The sequence below is a fragment of the Paenibacillus sp. NPDC058367 genome (assembly GCF_042723305.1).
In the GTDB taxonomy this organism is placed as follows: Bacteria; Bacillota; Bacilli; order Paenibacillales; family Paenibacillaceae; genus Paenibacillus_AQ.
In genome coordinates, this window is the sequence record NZ_JBHXIZ010000003.1 from 369,207 (window position 1) to 386,146 (window position 16,940).

Genomic DNA, 16,940 nt, shown 5'->3' on the forward strand with positions numbered 1-16,940 from the left:
CACATGTTTGCCATGCTTCTATTGGGGCTGAGTTAGACATAATAAACATACTCGTCATTCAAAAGGAGCGTGAATTTATGACTATAGTGACGCCAGAGCCCTCTACTGTAAAAAGACCCAGAAAACCTACTGCACTTTTTCTTCCAGAGCTTGTTTTCTTCGAACCGAATGCTTTAAATTACCCTAAAGGTGAAAAAATAATGGAATGGGTAAAGGCTAACAATATCCCATATCGTATGACCACATCACATAATCGTATTATGAATTTCCCTGGTGAAACTGAGGTCGAGCAATATAAAATTGCCAAAAGAACGCTTGTTGTCGGCCTACGCAAAACTTTGAAATTTGACCAATCCAAGCCATCGGCTGATTATGCTATTCCCATTGCCACCGGCTGTATGGGGCACTGCCATTATTGCTATTTGCAGACTACCTTAGGAGCAAAGCCCTACATTCGCGTATATGTAAACACAGATGACATTATAGATGCTGCCAAAAAATATATTGAGGAGCGCAATCCAGAAATCACCACTTTTGAAGCTGCCTGCACATCAGATCCTTTAGGACTTGAGCATATTACCGGCTCTCTGGCAGAACTGATTACATTTATGGCAAAAGAACCCCTTGGCCGTCTGCGCTTTGTGACCAAATACCAACATGTTGAACCACTGCTTGCTTTGGAACATAACGGACATACCCGAGTTCGCTTCAGCGTGAACGCAGATTATGTAATTAAAAATTTCGAGCCTGCCACCTCCCGCTTTGAGGAGCGTATTGAAGCCGCTGGAAAGGTAGCACGGGCGGGTTATCCTCTTGGCTTTATCATTGCTCCAATTATTTGGTATGACGGCTGGCAAGAAGGTTATGCTGAGCTACTGGCCAAGTTAGCCCAGACCCTCCCCCCTGAAGTCGGAAAAGGATTAACCTTCGAAATGATTCAGCATCGATTCACCAAAACCGCTAAGACGGTTATAGAGAAGCGCTACCCCAAATCCAAGCTAGAAATGGACATGGAGAAGCGTAAGAAGAAATGGGGACGCTGGGGACAAAATAAATATGTCTATCCAGATGAACAGCAAACCGCCCTGCGAGAGTTTATCACAGAGCGGATATTCGAACATTTTCCAGAAGCAGGAATTGATTATTTCACTTAAAAAATGAGCCAATTTGGTGTAATTCCCTGTAGCCAAACTGTGATCCGAAACATTTGATCTGTAAAGAGCAGAACACCCATAAATACCATGAGAACGCCACCAATCTTCATCAGCACATTTGAATATTTAAGGATACGTCTGGCTCCTCCAAGAAAGAAGGCTAAGACAAAGAATGGCAATGCGAACCCTATGCTATAAGCCGTAATTAACGTAAACCACGTGCCAGGCTCACTGGCGGAAAGTGCGATAATCGCAGTCAGAATCGGTCCAATACATGGAGACCAGCCCGCTGAAAAACCGATACCAAAAATAAAGGATCCCACATAACCCGCCGGCTTCCATTTTAAATCAAGCTTACGTTCGCGAAGTAGAAATTGCGGCTGAAAGATCCCAAGCAAAAATAATCCCATCACAATAATCAAAATCGCCGATAATTGCCGGATCAGATCACGCTGTCCATTAAAAAATTGTCCAAATAGTCCTGCACCAAATCCTAAGGTGTAAAAAACCGCTGAAAAACCTAAAATAAATGCCAATGTATGGGTTATTGTGCGTATACGGACCTCTTTGGTATTGCTGCCTGACTTCAATTGCTGAACGGATAATCCGGTAATATACGATAAATAAGAGGGATAAAGCGGTAAGCAGCAGGGTGATATAAATGATGCTACCCCTGCTGCTAAGGCTATTCCTGCATTGATATTAGACAAGGTAGCGGCTCTCCTTCCAGCATTCGAATCACTTCAGGGCATACCCTATATTTTATTCGCTGTTTATGCTGGCAAACCCTTTTTACCGATCAAAGTCAACACTAATAGTGATATGAGTAAAAGCACAATGGTTGCACCAGGGGCCAGATTCCAAACTCCTGCAACCACTAATCCGCCTACAACAGCAATTTCCGAAATGATGACGGATAGAATGACTGAGGATTTAAAGCTTCGAGATAACAATAAGCTGATGGCCACCGGAATGGTCAGTAGAGCTGATACTAGCAAAGATCCAACAATTTTAATCGCAGTACTGATTACAAGCGCCGTCAGAATGGTAATCAACATGTTAAGCAGCTTCACTGGGAGTCCGCTGACACTCGCAGCATCCTCTTCAAAGCTAAGTAAGAAGAACTCCTTAAAGAACAGAGATACTACTACTACAACTGCTATCGTTACGATCCCTACTACGATTAAATCGGTATTGTCTAGCGTATAAATGCTACCGAACAAGTAACTCATAACATCTGCATTATAACCTTTTCCTAAAGTGAAAAAGAGTGAGGCTAAAGCCACTCCGCCCGACATTATTATGGCTATCGAGAGCTCTGCATAACTCTTATAAGCCTTGCGCAGCTTCTCTATCGCGAAGGAAGCCACCACTGCAAAAATAAGACCTGCTCCCAGCGGGTAAAATCCTGTCAAAAAACCAAGTGCCACACCGGCAATCGTAACATGAGCCAGCGTATCCCCAATCATAGATAAACGTCTGAGCACAAGAAAAACGCCTATAAGCGGCGCTGTAATGCCTATCAGAAGACCGCCCGCAAGCGCTCGCTGAAAAAAATCGCTAAATAGAATTTCCAACTTTAACTCTCCTCCGTAGAACAATTGAAACATTTTTAAAAGCTTTTATTAAAATCTTTTTTCGATTCCTCCCAAACCCTCCCTCCTAAGGGAGGGCCCCAAGGGCTCTGCCCTCTGGACACCCGTCAAGTGCAACTGCCGTAGGAGGTGGGGTTACTGAACATATCCGATGCTCTATGTACGCCCCCAATAATCGAGTGTTCCCTTTTACTACCAGAGTTTAACTATGACCTAAGAGAGCGTGTGCTGCAGGTTCTCCTCTGTACAATTCTGCAAATCATGAGAATGACGGGAGAAAAAGTTAATCTTACCGTTCGTTTGCACAGGTTCATTCCCTAAGTAATTCTTAATCATGTCAATATCATGCGACACCATTAGGAATGTCATATGATGATGGGCGTGCATATGTGTAATTAATTCAAAGAATCCTGCTTGTGATTCAGCATCAATACCGACTGTAGGCTCATCCAAAATCAGCAGATCCGGATGGTTGATCAACGCACGTGCTAGAAATACACGCTGCTGCTGGCCGCCCGACAGCTGGCCTACTCTTTTCTCCGCAATATCCTGTATCCGCATCACTTCAAGTGCATCTTCGCACTGACGATGCTGAGCCTTAGATACTCTTCGAATAAGATTCTTGTTGTTGTACAAACCAGATAGCACTACTTCACGCACCGTTGCTGGAAACAGCGGGTTGAAGGCGTTCTTTTGTGGAACATAACCTATCCGTTCCCAGTCTTTAAACTTGCGGACAGGCGTTCCAAATAGTTTGATTTCACCACTGCTTGCCGGAAGCAAACCGACGATCATCTTCATCAGTGTTGTTTTACCAGCGCCATTAGAACCAATGATACCAAGGAAGTCTCGTTCTCTTACACTATAGTTAAGATTTGAGATCACCTTCTGTTCACCATATGAAAAAGAAAGATCCTGTATATCGATGATATGCTGATGGCAGTCCAAGGATACCGATTGCATGCTTTAGCACCGCCTTTTCCTTATACTTTCCTTTTTATTGTAAAGCCATAATCAGATTTTGCAAATTTTTCTCCATCAAGGTGAAGTAGTTATCCCCGTTCTTTTCTTGCTCCGCAGTAAGACCCTCTACAGGATTAAGAACCATAGTAGACACACCAGCTTCAGCCGCTAACGTCTTAGCCAGTTTATCGGAGACAAGCTCTTCAAAAAAGATGTATTTAATTTTCTCCTCTTTAACCATCTTCGCCAGGTTTACTAAATCCTGTCCACGCGGCTCAGCGTCTGGGGATAATCCCATAATCGCATGCTGCTCAAGCTTATAGTCACGGGCAAGGTAGGCAAAAGCTTGGTGTGAAACTACAATTTTGTGGTTAGGCAGCTTGGTAAGCTCCTGTTCAAATTTACTATCCAAAGCCTGTAAACGTTCAGCAAGCTTATTGTAACGCTCTTCATAACCATCTTTATGCTCAGGGTCCACAGATTGAAGGCTTTCTTTTATATTGCGCGCCATGATGATCGCTGATTTCGGACTTACCCAGGTATGTGGGTCCGTATGAAGGCTGTCCTCAGAAGAATGGCTATTATGATCAGCATCATCTTCGTGATGATCCTCTTCGCCGCTTCCCCCATGATCATGTCCATCATCTTCATCGGTCATTATTAAATCAACACCTTTACTTACTTCAACAGCTTCCACTTTACTGCTGCTATCAAGTCCTTTTAGAAAATTAGGAACCCATCCCTCAAGCCCTGCTCCATTGTACAAGAATAATTGCGCTTTGGAGGTATTGACAATATCCTGACTGCGTGGTGTCCAATCATGCGGCTCTACACCAACCGGAAGAAGATTAATGGCATTTATATCATCTCCACCAATTTCCCGAGTAAACTCATAAATAGGATAAAAAGTAGTTACAACATTTACTTTCCCTTCAACTATACTTCCACTGCTCTTAGGTCCACATGCAGTGAGTGTAAATACAAGCACCAATGCAAGTATAAGCAGACTTATTCGTGACTTCATAGCAACCATTAAATTGATCTCCCTCTCAAATCGTAATCTTTACTATTAGAAGTATAATAGTAATCATTACGATAAGTCAACAATAAATCCTAATAAGATGATTCTGAATTTTATCCCTGCTTATACGTTGAAAAAGGAATGTTCCCACAGCCTAGCTGGCTGAAGGAGCATTCCCTTTCTTATATAACAAATACATATATAGATTCTACATAACGATTCTTACTTCACAATAGCTCCATTTGGCATGCTGTCTGGAACTGTGGCGATGGTTAACTGATCACCTTTAGAAGCCGCTAAAATCATCCCTTGGGATAATTCTCCGCGCAGTTTCACTGGCTTCAGGTTCACAATACAAATCACTTTTTGGCCTACCAGCTCTTCCGGTGTGTAAAACTTTGCGATACCAGAAACGACTTGACGCTGCTCATAACCTAGATCCAGCTGCAGCTTCAGCAGCTTGTCGGCTTTCTTCACAGGCTCAGCTGCAATGACCTGAGCTACCCGAAGCTCAGCCTTGGCGAAATCGTCGATGCCGATCTCTTCTTTATGCTCTTCCTCAGGCTCGGATAACGCAGGAGCCGCAGGTGCTGCTTCGGTCGCTTCAGCAGCCGGTTTACCAGCGCCCATGGCTTCGGCGATATAAGCTACCTCTTGCTCCACATCCAGGCGTGGGAAGATTGGATTGCCTTTCACCAGCTTTGTTCCTGCCGGAATCAGACCAAAGGTCTTGCCGCTGTCCCATGTCGTTAATTCACCAACTTCGATGCCAAGCTGTTCCCAAATCTTCGCTGGGGTTTGCGTCAAGAACGGCTGCAGTAGAATGGAAGCGGTGCGAAGACCTTCCACAAGATGTCTCATTACGGAAGCCAACTCAGCTGTTCTGCTCTCATCCTTAGCAAGCACCCAAGGCTGTGTCTCATCAATATATTTATTGGTGCGGCTGATAAATATCCCGATCGCTGTTAGCGCTACGGAGAACTCCATTTTTTCCATCGCTTCTTCTACTTTGGCATAAGTATTCTCTGCCGCAGCTTGAAGCTCACCATCAAATGCTGTTACATTTCCTTCATACGCTGGAAGCTCTCCACCGAAATACTTCTCTACCATCGCACCTGTCCGGTTCAACAGGTTACCAAGGTCATTAGCAAGATCATAGTTAACCCGATCTACAAAGCTTTCCGGTGTGAATGTACCATCCGAACCAAACGGTACTTCCCGTAGCAGGTAATAACGAAGTGCATCCAGGCCGTAACGATCGATTAATGTAACTGGATCTACAACGTTCCCTTTGGATTTTGACATTTTGCCATCCTTCATGAGCAGCCAACCATGAGCAAATACCTTTTTCGGAAGAGGCTCACCCAGCGCCATTAGAATGATCGGCCAGTAAATCGTATGGAAACGGACGATTTCTTTGCCGACAATATGCACATCAGCAGGCCAGAAATTATCGTACAGACTGCGATCCTCGGAACCGTAACCCAAAGCAGTAATGTAATTTGTCAATGCATCGATCCATACGTACACTACATGCTTTTCATCGCCTTTAACCTTAACACCCCAATCGAAAGTCGTACGGGAAACCGCAAGATCCTCCAGACCAGGCTTGATAAAGTTGTTAATCATTTCGTTTTTACGGGATTCCGGCAAAATAAACTCCGGATTCTCCTCATAAAATTGCAGCAATCGATCTGCATATTTACTCATCCGGAAGAAATAACTCGCTTCCTTCACCAGTTCAACCGGATGACCGCTATCAGGGCTTTTTGCACCAATGATTACGCCATTGTCATCTCGAACGATATCGACCAATTGTGTTTCTGTATAGAAGGTTTCATCCGGAATACTGTACCAGCCTTCATATTCGCCTTTATAGATGTCACCTTGCTTGAGCAGTCGATCAAAAATATCCTGAACTACCTTCTTATGACGTTCTTCCGTTGTGCGGATAAAGTCATCATTGGAGATGTCTAGCTTGCGCCATAATTCCTTAATGCCAACAACGATGTCATCAACGAACTGCTGAGGGGTTTTGCCTGCTTCCTCTGCCTTCCGTTCAATCTTTTGACCATGCTCGTCTGTACCTGTAAGATACCTTACATCATAGCCGCGTAGACGTTTGTAGCGGGCCATTGCATCTCCAGCTACGGTAGAATAAGCATGTCCGATATGCAGCTTATCACTCGGATAGTAGATAGGTGTAGTTAAGTAAAAAGTTTTCTTTTCGCTCATTGATTAATCATCCTTTCTTTCATAAAAAGACAAAAAACTCCCGCCCCTTTAATGGGGCGAGAGTATAACTCACGCGATACCACCCAAATTTCCTGTCTCTTCACAGAGATCAGGCTTCGCCAGTTCCCTCTCGGGAACTGTCCATTAACGCTGGAACACGCCGTTATCTTACGTGAACCTCAATTGCAGTTCCCGCTCGAACACAGTTCCTCCCGGACCATATTCAATCAAACGCTCCATACCGGCTTTCAGCTCGTTCCGGCTCTCTGTAATGGGCGTACCGATTTACTCATCCGTTCCTCGGAATTCATACTATTACCTGTGAATATACCCAATGGCAAGGGCTCGTGTCAAGTCGCGCGAGCAGAATCCTTCTTCGTGGGGTGTTCCTCAAGAGGCGGAACCGGATCAAGTCCCCCTGGATTGAAGGGATGGCATCTAGCAATCCGCTTGGCAGCAAGCCATGAACCTTTAAGTGGACCATGGACTTCAATAGCTTCTAGTGCATAGGCAGAGCAGGTTGGATAGAAGCGACAAGTGGCAGGCTTAATCGGGGAAATGTACTTGCGGTACACCCGAATGGGAGCCTGAATCGTTCTACGAAGGGTAGCCATCCTTAGACCCCTTTTTTGCGATTAGCTGCTGCGACTAGTTCTTCTTCCCGGTTCTCTTCACATTCCTTGCAATAACCGAACACCTCAAATTTATGCTTGACTACCCGGAATTGATCAGGTGTATCCGTTAAATTCATCGGGCAGAAATTAATCGGGTAGGTTTTCTCGCATTGAAGGCAGATCATATGATGATGGTGATCCTGATGATTGCAGCTTCCCTTGAATTTCACGCCGTCTTCAAAGACGATTTGTTCAAGTACACCAAGCTCTTCCATTACACGCAGATTGCGGTACACGGTATCAAAGCTAAGTCCGCTATACTTGCGGCCCATATGCTCATAGACATCCTTCGCTGACAAATAACCCTTATTCTCGCCGAATAACTTGGCAAGCGTTTTGCGTTGGTCGGTGATTCGCAGACCTTGCCCCGACATGACCTCTAATATTTGTTCTGTCGACAGCATACGCTCATCTCCCATTACATTTCAGTTCATTTCATTTATGCTTCACTCTCTTAATAATGCCCCAAAATAAATGCCCCGTCAATGAAACAACCAAGTGTATGAGCGTCCATCAGAGTAAAATCATACATTTAAATACAAAAAGTCCAGCTGAGTATTCCTTTGCGGAATATTCAGCCGGACTTTTATTTCAGGTGAATCCCAAATAACTTAAAGGATGGACCTATTTTGTTATTTCTTCGCTGGCAGCGGTGTAACCAGGAAATTCACCGGCAAGTTACTACCAGAAGCTGCTGTGAACAAAATCTCCACGGAGCCGCCATAATCGCCAGTACGATAAATCACACTGTTCATATCAGCACTAGAGAGACTTCCTGAATTCGGCATTTGTACGATTTGACCATTAACCATAACTGGTCCCATGTAATTACCGCCACGTGGATTAAACGTAATCAATGAATTAGGTGCAACACGGTCGAATTTGATTTTGTATAACACACCAAAGTTACCTGCATTGGATGCTTCAGTACCATTCATTGGGTCTACACCGGTCAAATTCAAATCACTCGAATTGTCACCGAGAAGAAGTCTCGCAGGAGTTGTTCCTACTTCGTCGGTAACCGTGATGATGCGTGTAGAATCAGCATAAGTTCCTCGGTTATGCACCCCATCACGATCCAATATTGGAAGTGTAGGAAGTGTAGTTAGAGGATCTTTATTCGCTTCGATCATCATGACATTATATTCAATAGGATAATCGCTAAACAAATCCGCTTGGAGGGATACAATCTCGCCTGGTTTCATTGCAATTTTGTTTAGATCCGTAAGAATCGAGACGCTTTCTCCTGGTTGAAGGACCGTTGTCTTATAATGTTCCCTAGTAATCATAGACTTCCAGTAACGTTCCACAGACATTTTACCAGTGCCTTCTGGAAATGAACTTGGACCGCCAAAGCCTACATACTCTGTTGTAATTGTCGTAGGGTACAGATTGTTATTCTTAGCAATCACATACACCTTCGTTTTAATATTCATATTATTCTTATGGTGGACCAAGAAGCGAGTTCCGCCGAATGATGTTTCTTTATATGTGATTCCTTCCGTATTCACTGTTTCTGGACTATTACTGCGAATAAGGTTATATGGCTCAGAAGAAAGATTATAGGCTACCTTCTGCCAAGTTGGAACCATCGATCCGTCGATGTTAAATACGCTACCAGGAGCACCGAATAATCTATAGAAATCTTCTTTACTGTACAAGATTTCATCTGAAATATTAATGGTTTTCTCAAAAGTGCTGATTGCGCCATGTGAATCTTTAACTTGAATAGCGACTGTTGCTGGACCTGGTGTAAAGAAAGCTTCTGCTTTGTTCGTCCAAGTCACTTCAATTGGATCACCGTCTGGGTCGCTGCTTAGATCCGAATAAGTGATCATTTCACCCATCTTGTAAGAATCTTTGTCTGTCGTGAAATTAGCGACTGGCGGTGTATTTGGTTTTAGTACGTTGATGGTCACAGAGTAAGGATCACTCCACTGTCCATTCGCATCCATAACGGAATAGGATACTACATAAAATCCTGGTGTATCATAGACATCTTGCTTATTTCCTTCCCAGCGTTCATCGACAATGGCCGTACCATTCGGTGAAGAGCTGGAAGTTACAAAATTCACAGGATCACCAGCATAAATTTCAGTTGGCACTGTAAAAGAAGCTTTTGGCTTCGTGTTCAGCGTAAGAATTACTCGTTTTTGCACATTATCAACGGTATAAGGAATGCCTAATGCCCCGGTGATGGACGTCAAAGGAACCATGAATGTACCATTAGTTTGGTAAGCTGGACCTTTCATCGTCACATTTTTACCATTAACGGAATAGATCTTACTGTCCGTTTTAAAGCGCATTACGTCGCTTCCTTTGGTAACAATGGTCTCTTTCGTTTTATAATCGTAAATGTATTTCACACCTACGCGTTCTACCATAGCTCGGATCGAAACGTATGAGACGCCATTCTTCACGGCCATTGGCTGATTAGCCAAATACTCAACGCCGTTTTGGTACATTTTGTTGCTGTTCATCATAAGTACAAGCTGATTACTAGCTGCAGCACGAACACCATCCGTTGGTGTAGGTTGTGTAGTGGTTTCAGGTGTTGCACTTGGGAGTGGTGTAGCAGTTGGTGCAGTTGTTGCTGTAGGTTCGGATGTTGTTGTCGGTTCAGTTGTTGTCGTCGGTTCAGCTGTTGCCCCAGGGATTGGAGTTGGAGTTGGTGTAGGTGATACGACTCCCCCTGGTACCTCAGTTGGCATTGGCGGTAATGGGTCAGTAGCTTCTGGCATTACATCCGTCGCGGATGTGGCAGCTGCTCCTACTGCATTGGTATTACCTGAGGTACTATTGACAGATTCAGCAAAAGCCGGCACTGCCGAGGCGGCCTGAGATATGGCCAAAACAGCAACTAACGTTAATTTCTTCAAATCCATGATATGACTCCTCTGCTCCTATTTGTAAATATAAGTAGGTCTCTGTCTTTTTCATACTCCTCTTATATTCCCCGCAAAAACGCAACCGCTCTCAGCGGAGCGGAAGAATTGCTTTTTGCCACGTTCGTTATAACAAAACATAGTATTAGACGCATCCGACCGCAAAAAGTTTCATTTTAAAGTAAAGAAAGATTAACCCAGTATTAAAACAAGCAAAAACAACCTTTCATCCGCTACCCGAAAAATATGAGATTATCCATATAAATATGTGTATTTTACGGCAAGGTATATTCGCTTTCATTTGCTTTTGTTACAATGTATGGAAGAATATCTTTTCATGCGGGTGATGACATGTCCAAGAAAATCTCCATCCTCGTTCAATTAATCATGGGTTTCTCACTGATCATTTTCACTATCGTAGCCTTTACGATTTTTTTGTCCTACCGATCGTCATCCCAAGCCGTTCTTAACCGGTCGAACCAATATATTCTGGAGTCCGTCAAACAACTTCAAGGTAAAATGGACGCTATCCTTCAAGATAACGACAAACTCTCTTCTACGATCATGTTCAGTCCCTTGATTCAAGAAACACTAGGAGACTTAGCAGAATCCCGCACACCTCCTACTGACGCTATGGATATCACCCGCTACATCGATCAACAGACACGTTCCATCAATTATGACATCCAGTTCAAGCTGCTCGGACTTTCAGATAATCAGGTATATACCAATAGCAGCTCCTTAAAAGTAATCTGGGACAGCGAGAGAGAAATCCGCGGCGCCTATTGGTTTCCAGCTATAGCCCAGAATAACGGCCGTATGCTCTGGTTTGGTGTAGATGTATGGCAGAACGGCACGATCCCAGTGGTCATGGGAGCTAGGCAAATTAATGATTGGAATGATTTAAATCGGCTAGGAACCCTATTTCTCGTCCTTCCTGTGGAGGTTATCCATAACGCTGTCAGCCAATTTCATCTTGGTAAGAATGAGAAAATTCAAATTGTTGATTCCTTCAACACCATTGTTTATTCCACCGATCCAGATGAGATAGGTCTGTATATGGATGATAGAATTCTAAGTCAATTCAGTAATCATAAAGCACGAATCATCCCAAATACCATAAACTCCCGCAATATGTTCGTATCCTACGCTTATTCCCCCTACAGCGAGTGGAGCATTTTTGCTTACATTGATTCTAAAGAAGCTGTTAAAGATTTAAATGGCATTCGCAGAAATATTATTTTAATTGGCCTGCTCGGGATGGCCGCAGCGTTATTATTTACCTTCTTTTTCTCGTGGACACTGTCTAAGCCGCTTCGTAATCTCGCAACCAAGCTAAGCAACGTTGAACGCGGAACCACGCTACCGTTTGTAAAAACAACCATGAATAAAGAAATGGCTATCCTATACTCAAGCTATAACTCCATGCTTCAAAACCTAGACCATACGATTGCTGACCTCTCAAGCAAACAAATCAGTGAAAAACAAGCTCAGATCGTAGCTCTTAAAGCACAGTTTCGCCCTCATTTTCTCTACAATACATTGAACACCATCTATTGGTCACTGGCTAATAAACATATGCGAGAAGAGTCACAGATGGTTATTGCACTAAGCGATTTGCTTCGATACAGCATTGATCGTGGATCGGAATTTGTTACGGTTGATGAGGATTTACAACAACTAGAAAGGTTCATTTACCTGCAAAAACTACGCTACGAGGACAAACTACAGGTTGATCTGCACGTGAATCCTGAGGTCATGAATAGGCAGCTTATGAAGCTAACCCTTCAGCCCCTTGTAGAGAATGCTATCACGCATGGACTTGAACCTACACTACGCGAAGTATGGCTTATACGTATTCGGGCCTATAGTGAAGGCAACTCACTTGTGCTAACAGTAGAAGATAACGGAGAAGGCATGAGCGAGGCAAGAATGGAAGAGGCCTTAATCAGCGGCGAGGTTAATCCGGAGAAGCTGCTCCACACGGGTATCGGTCTCTCCAATCTGAATCATCGTATAGAACTAATCTATGGACATGGATTTGGCCTTCATTTATCAACCAGCGAGCTCGGAGGCTTACTCGTAAAAGTCACTGTTCCATTACAGTTCGAACAAGGGTAGGGGGCGAAGTGATGAAAGTGTTAATTGTTGACGACGAAAGTTTTGTCCGACGATCCCTGTCAGAAATGCTGGGAAGTGCGAACCATAATTTTAGCATCATTGGTTCAGTAGAGAACGGATTAGAAGCGATACAACTGTTAAAAGAGCAGACAATTGACCTTGTATTATCAGACATACGTATGCCTGGCATGGATGGACTCGAGCTTTCTAAGCATATCCATGAATGTTACCCTGACACCGAGACGATACTGCTCACTGGTTATCAGGATTTCTCCTATGCCAGCCAAGCCATAAGGTACGGTGTACGAGAATATCTGGTCAAGCCAAATTCAGTTGAAAATATCCTCGAAGTCGTAACAAGTGTGTATGAACGTCTGGAATTGAAGAAGCAACACAGGCAAGTCTCGCAGCTGCGAGAAAAGAATCTTCGGGAGAAACGCCTTTCTGATCTACTTTATGGCATTCCATTACCCTACTTTGAAGAACAGCTCATACCTCCCTTTCATTCTTTTGTCATCATTACTGTAAATCACCTAGGTGATGTTATGCCACAGTACTGGTCTGAACAAGCGATGTATGCGGCCGTAATCAATATATTAGAAGAGTGTTTTTCGCTTTACGCTAATGTTGTCGGCATTCAAGAGGAGCAAGAAGCGATAATCATGTTGTTTTATCCCGATGAACAATCCGAAAGAATCGATGAGGCGCTAACTCAGGAAATGATGATTAAGCTGTCTAGCCTCTTGAAATCGCCTTTCAGCGCGGGTGTCTCCAACCCTCACTATGATCTTGGAGCCCTCGCAACAGCTTATCATGAGAGCCTGCAGGCATGCCAACAGCTCAAAAAGGATAGTACCCGACCCGTTATCTATTATAGTGATGTATCCATGTGCTCAGCTTCTCCTCAGCTTACGGAACAACTACAGGTGAAGGCTACACGCAGGGTAATCTCTATGATGATTGAGGCTATGAATTCGCGACTCCAAGAGAACCTCTCTCTCAAAATGATTGCAGATGAATTATACATGAATCCAACCTATCTGGGCCGTCTGTTCAAAGACGATGTAGGAGAATGCTTCTCCAGTTTTCTTACCAAGCTTCGTATTCAAAAAGCGATAGAACTGCTAAATAATGTTACGCTCAAAGTTTACGAAGTTAGCGAATTAGTTGGCTTTAAAGATCCTGCGTACTTCAGCCTCATATTCAAGAAATACATGGGTATGACTCCTCAGGAATTTCAGAAGCACAACAAATAAAGACGAGGTGTGTTCTCTTGCATGTGAATGCTAAGTTGTTGACTATCCTGTTAAGCTTTGGATTGCTGCTTCATACAAGCGGTTGCCAGATCTCTCCTTCTAAGGAAGATATCGACCTTCAAGACCCGATCCAGCTGAACATCTGGCTTACGGCTGGATCAGGTCTTGAGCCGCTTATAGCAGAGTATCAATTGCAGCATCCCGAGCTAGAAATCCATATTCAGACCTCAACCTCCACGCAGCTTCCCGCCAAGCTGCAAACTTCATTCGCAGCAGGATATAGCTCCCCTGATGTGGCGGCCATTGATATTAGCTATTTGGATCGTTTCAAGCAGTTCCCCGATTATTTTCATAATCTAACAACATTTGGAGCGAATGATCTAAAGAATCAATTTCTGAGTTGGAAATGGCAGGAGGTGCTCGGTAATGATTTTATCTTCGGATTACCGACTGATATTGGTCCCTATGCTATGTTGTATCGGACTGACATCTTCGCGTTATCTGGACTCCCTACCAAACCTGAAGAAGTAGCAAAGCGAATCCAAACTTGGGAGCAATTCCTCAAGGCCGGCACTAGAGTCCATGAGGCAACAGGCAAAGCCTTTGTCAATGACTTAGAGAATCTTTATCTAACCCTTCTGCGTCAGTCCAAGCTTCAATATTACAGCCCCACTTCCCAAGAGCTGATCATAGGAAATAATCCAGCAGTAAAAGGGGCTTGGGACTTTGCAATTCAAGCTCTGAAGCTGAATTTATCCGCAGGTATTGCTGTAGATACACAGCGCTGGGGCGCAGGTCTGCTAAACGGCGACTTTGCAGTGATGCTCTGTCCGGCTTGGATGATTGATCATATCAAGAGTAGTGCTCCAACAGCCAGCGGATTATGGAATGTAACGACCATCCCAGGAAATAGCGCTAATCGAGGAGGTTCTGTCCTTACCTTGCCTAGAACAGGTAGTCATCCAGAGGAGTCATACGCGCTTATCAAATGGTTAACCGAGCCCGCACAACAGCTAATTTCATTTAAGTTAGAAGGGGCATTTCCCTCCACGCCCGAAATTTATGACGATCCCGAGATCCATAACCTGTCTGATCCCTATTTTCCTAATTCTGAGGTTGGACGTGTCCTCTCTACAGCAGCACAAGAAGTAGTTCCCACCTACTACGGTCCGCACCACGCCGATGTAGAAACAAATATGCTCGAGTATTTAACCAAAGCCGAGCAAGGTAAGCTAGATCCCGAGCAGGCTTGGTCACTTGCCATTCAGGTAGCGCAAAAAATAGATACTTCTTTCCGCTAACCTATTCACCAAGCGTACAATAAAGGCTATCCCCAGCGCATTAATCATGCCAGAGATAGCCTTTTAGTTTCATTTAAAGTATTTATTTTTGAGCAGCCAAGAAAGCATCTAGTTGTTTTTGTTTCTCCGCAATAATCTTATCAAGTCCGGCTTTCTTCAGCTTGTCGGCGTACTTAGTCAATACGGTATCGGGATCAACCGAACCCGTATCCAAACTGATGTCGTATTCATCCATTACAGCTTTACAAGCTGCCATTTCAGTCTTCATAGAGGATGCGTCGAAGTTAAAACCGAGCGCAACAGAAGCTTTACCTTTGGAGTTGAAGGCCTTGAATTGCTCCCATTTGTCTGGAGCTTCACTTTCCCATACAGGATTCAGGAATTGGCTTCCAAGCATCCAGGCAGCAGCGGTATTATAGTCACCCGTTTTGTCAGTAGCTTTAATCGTATCACCGCTAACGACATCATAATGGACACCTTTTACACCAAATACGAGCAGATTATTGATTTCTTTATCCGTGTGCAAAAGATCTAATACCATCATGGCACGAGCTGGATCACCCGAGGAAGCAGAGATTGCTAACATTGATCCTGCTGCATCACTAGTAGAAATCGTCGGTTCGTTAAAAGCAATTTGTTTCAGTTTTCCGACCAAACCTGTAGCATTAGCCAATTCACTATCTTTACCAGGTTTAAGTGATTGTACTGTCATAAAGACATTACCGGCCTTCATTGCATCTTGCGTAGAATTTGTAGCCACGGCCGCATCTTTGTTAATATAACCTTTCTTCATATATTCACGAGTAAGTTTAATGATTTCTTTATAACGATCCAGTTCAATCATGGATTGAATTTTAGTGTCCGATGAATCCTTAAGCAGAACGCCCGGAATTGAAGCATCACCAAGCGTATCGTACTGCGCCATGTACTGAGAGTTAAAGGTCTCTCCTTGTTTGAAGTACAGTGGGGTTAGGTCTGGTCTCTTCTCCTTTACGACTTTGAGCACGGCATCCAAATCTTGAATGGTCTTTACATTCGTCATATCAATACCCAGTTCATCAGCAATATCGGAACGATAAACGATCCCGCCTTGTGCTGCTAGCTCCTTATTCGTAGGAACGGCATAATTCACACCATTGATCGCAGAACCTTTTAAGAATTGCGGGTCGAGATTTTTAAGAATCCCTTGGCCATATTCGTTCAATAGATTACCGTACTTGCCGTTATCATCATTAAGTGGGAGGTAAGCACCTTTAGCTGAATTCGTTACATAATTTTTCCATTGGGCTGTAAAAATAATATCGAATTTCTCCTGACTGGCAATCTTCAGATTAACATCATTGTCCCATGGACCCCAGTCGATCGGTGCGATATCCAATTTGGCGTTAATTTTAGGTTCCAGAAGCTTATTGATAGCGTCTTCTACAACCTGCTCATCCTTTTGAACGGCACCGACATAGATTAACTTAACAGTATAAGGATCTAATTTCTTCTCCGGTTCAGCTGTAGGATCTGCAGCGGGCTCATCTGTTGCCACAGCATTGGTAGCGGTTGCATTTTCACTTGGCGCTGGTGAGGCTCCTTCATTATTCCCGTTATTCCCTCCGCATCCAGCTAAGCTAAGACTGAGTACTACGATAAGCATCAGCGTTAAAAGTATGCTTGTTCGAATAGCCTTCATGTACACCATAACCTCCCTCAAAATATTTATATATGCTGAATCGGACGTTCACAC

The 16,940-nt window shown here is 43.7% G+C and carries 13 protein-coding genes; 4 read left to right on the forward strand and 9 right to left on the reverse strand.

Annotation, left to right across the window (positions count from 1 at the left end):
* Positions 1-77 precede the first annotated feature (77 nt).
* Positions 78-1,154: a spore photoproduct lyase gene (splB, locus tag ACFWMP_RS18570; protein WP_379424439.1), complete on the forward strand. Its 1,077-nt coding sequence runs from the start codon at positions 78-80 to the stop codon at positions 1,152-1,154.
* Here splB and ACFWMP_RS18575 read toward each other — a convergent pair.
* The 8 genes from ACFWMP_RS18575 to ACFWMP_RS18610 form a co-directional block, all read right to left on the reverse strand.
* The gene (locus ACFWMP_RS18575; protein WP_379424440.1) at positions 1,151-1,864 is read right to left on the reverse strand and encodes a cytochrome c biogenesis CcdA family protein; all 714 of its coding nucleotides are present in this window, start codon (positions 1,862-1,864) and stop codon (positions 1,151-1,153) included. The genes splB and ACFWMP_RS18575 overlap by 4 nt on opposite strands.
* A 63-nt stretch (positions 1,865-1,927) precedes the next feature.
* Positions 1,928-2,731 (reverse strand): metal ABC transporter permease, encoded by an 804-nt coding sequence (locus ACFWMP_RS18580; RefSeq protein WP_042194307.1) that lies wholly within the window; start codon positions 2,729-2,731, stop codon positions 1,928-1,930.
* Between the two features lie 231 nt (positions 2,732-2,962).
* The gene (locus tag ACFWMP_RS18585; protein WP_042190495.1) at positions 2,963-3,712 is read right to left on the reverse strand and encodes a metal ABC transporter ATP-binding protein; all 750 of its coding nucleotides are present in this window, start codon (positions 3,710-3,712) and stop codon (positions 2,963-2,965) included.
* A gap of 34 nt (positions 3,713-3,746) precedes the next feature.
* The gene (locus ACFWMP_RS18590; protein ID WP_076284469.1) at positions 3,747-4,745 is read right to left on the reverse strand and encodes a metal ABC transporter solute-binding protein, Zn/Mn family; all 999 of its coding nucleotides are present in this window, start codon (positions 4,743-4,745) and stop codon (positions 3,747-3,749) included.
* Positions 4,746-4,955: 210 nt separating this feature from the next.
* Positions 4,956-6,968, reverse strand: a complete 2,013-nt coding sequence (metG, locus tag ACFWMP_RS18595) for a methionine--tRNA ligase (protein WP_339242880.1) — start codon at positions 6,966-6,968, stop codon at positions 4,956-4,958.
* Positions 6,969-7,318: 350 nt separating this feature from the next.
* Positions 7,319-7,582, reverse strand: a complete 264-nt coding sequence (yidD, locus tag ACFWMP_RS18600; RefSeq protein WP_042190501.1) for a membrane protein insertion efficiency factor YidD — start codon at positions 7,580-7,582, stop codon at positions 7,319-7,321.
* Positions 7,583-7,584: 2 nt separating this feature from the next.
* Positions 7,585-8,046, reverse strand: coding sequence for a Fur family transcriptional regulator (locus ACFWMP_RS18605; RefSeq protein WP_042190503.1), 462 nt, complete (start codon positions 8,044-8,046; stop codon positions 7,585-7,587).
* A gap of 228 nt (positions 8,047-8,274) precedes the next feature.
* On the reverse strand, positions 8,275-10,527 hold the full coding sequence (locus tag ACFWMP_RS18610; RefSeq protein ID WP_379424441.1) for a stalk domain-containing protein: 2,253 nt from the start codon (positions 10,525-10,527) through the stop codon (positions 8,275-8,277).
* Positions 10,528-10,842: 315 nt separating this feature from the next.
* Between ACFWMP_RS18610 and ACFWMP_RS18615 the strand changes: the two genes are divergently transcribed.
* Genes ACFWMP_RS18615 through ACFWMP_RS18625 form a run of 3 tightly spaced genes read left to right on the forward strand, consistent with a single transcriptional unit; the run spans position 10,843 to position 15,205 of the window.
* The gene (locus ACFWMP_RS18615) at positions 10,843-12,648 is read left to right on the forward strand and encodes a sensor histidine kinase (protein ID WP_379424442.1); all 1,806 of its coding nucleotides are present in this window, start codon (positions 10,843-10,845) and stop codon (positions 12,646-12,648) included.
* A gap of 11 nt (positions 12,649-12,659) precedes the next feature.
* The gene (locus tag ACFWMP_RS18620) at positions 12,660-13,904 is read left to right on the forward strand and encodes a response regulator (protein WP_379424443.1); all 1,245 of its coding nucleotides are present in this window, start codon (positions 12,660-12,662) and stop codon (positions 13,902-13,904) included.
* Between the two features lie 23 nt (positions 13,905-13,927).
* Positions 13,928-15,205 carry an ABC transporter substrate-binding protein gene (locus tag ACFWMP_RS18625; RefSeq protein WP_339242888.1) on the forward strand — a complete coding sequence of 426 codons (1,278 nt, stop codon included), beginning with the start codon at positions 13,928-13,930 and terminating at the stop codon, positions 15,203-15,205.
* An 82-nt stretch (positions 15,206-15,287) separates the two neighbouring features.
* Here the strand turns inward: ACFWMP_RS18625 and ACFWMP_RS18630 are convergent, their stop codons facing one another.
* Positions 15,288-16,886: an ABC transporter substrate-binding protein gene (locus ACFWMP_RS18630; RefSeq protein ID WP_379424444.1), complete on the reverse strand. Its 1,599-nt coding sequence runs from the start codon at positions 16,884-16,886 to the stop codon at positions 15,288-15,290.
* Between the last annotated feature and the right edge of the window lie 54 nt (positions 16,887-16,940).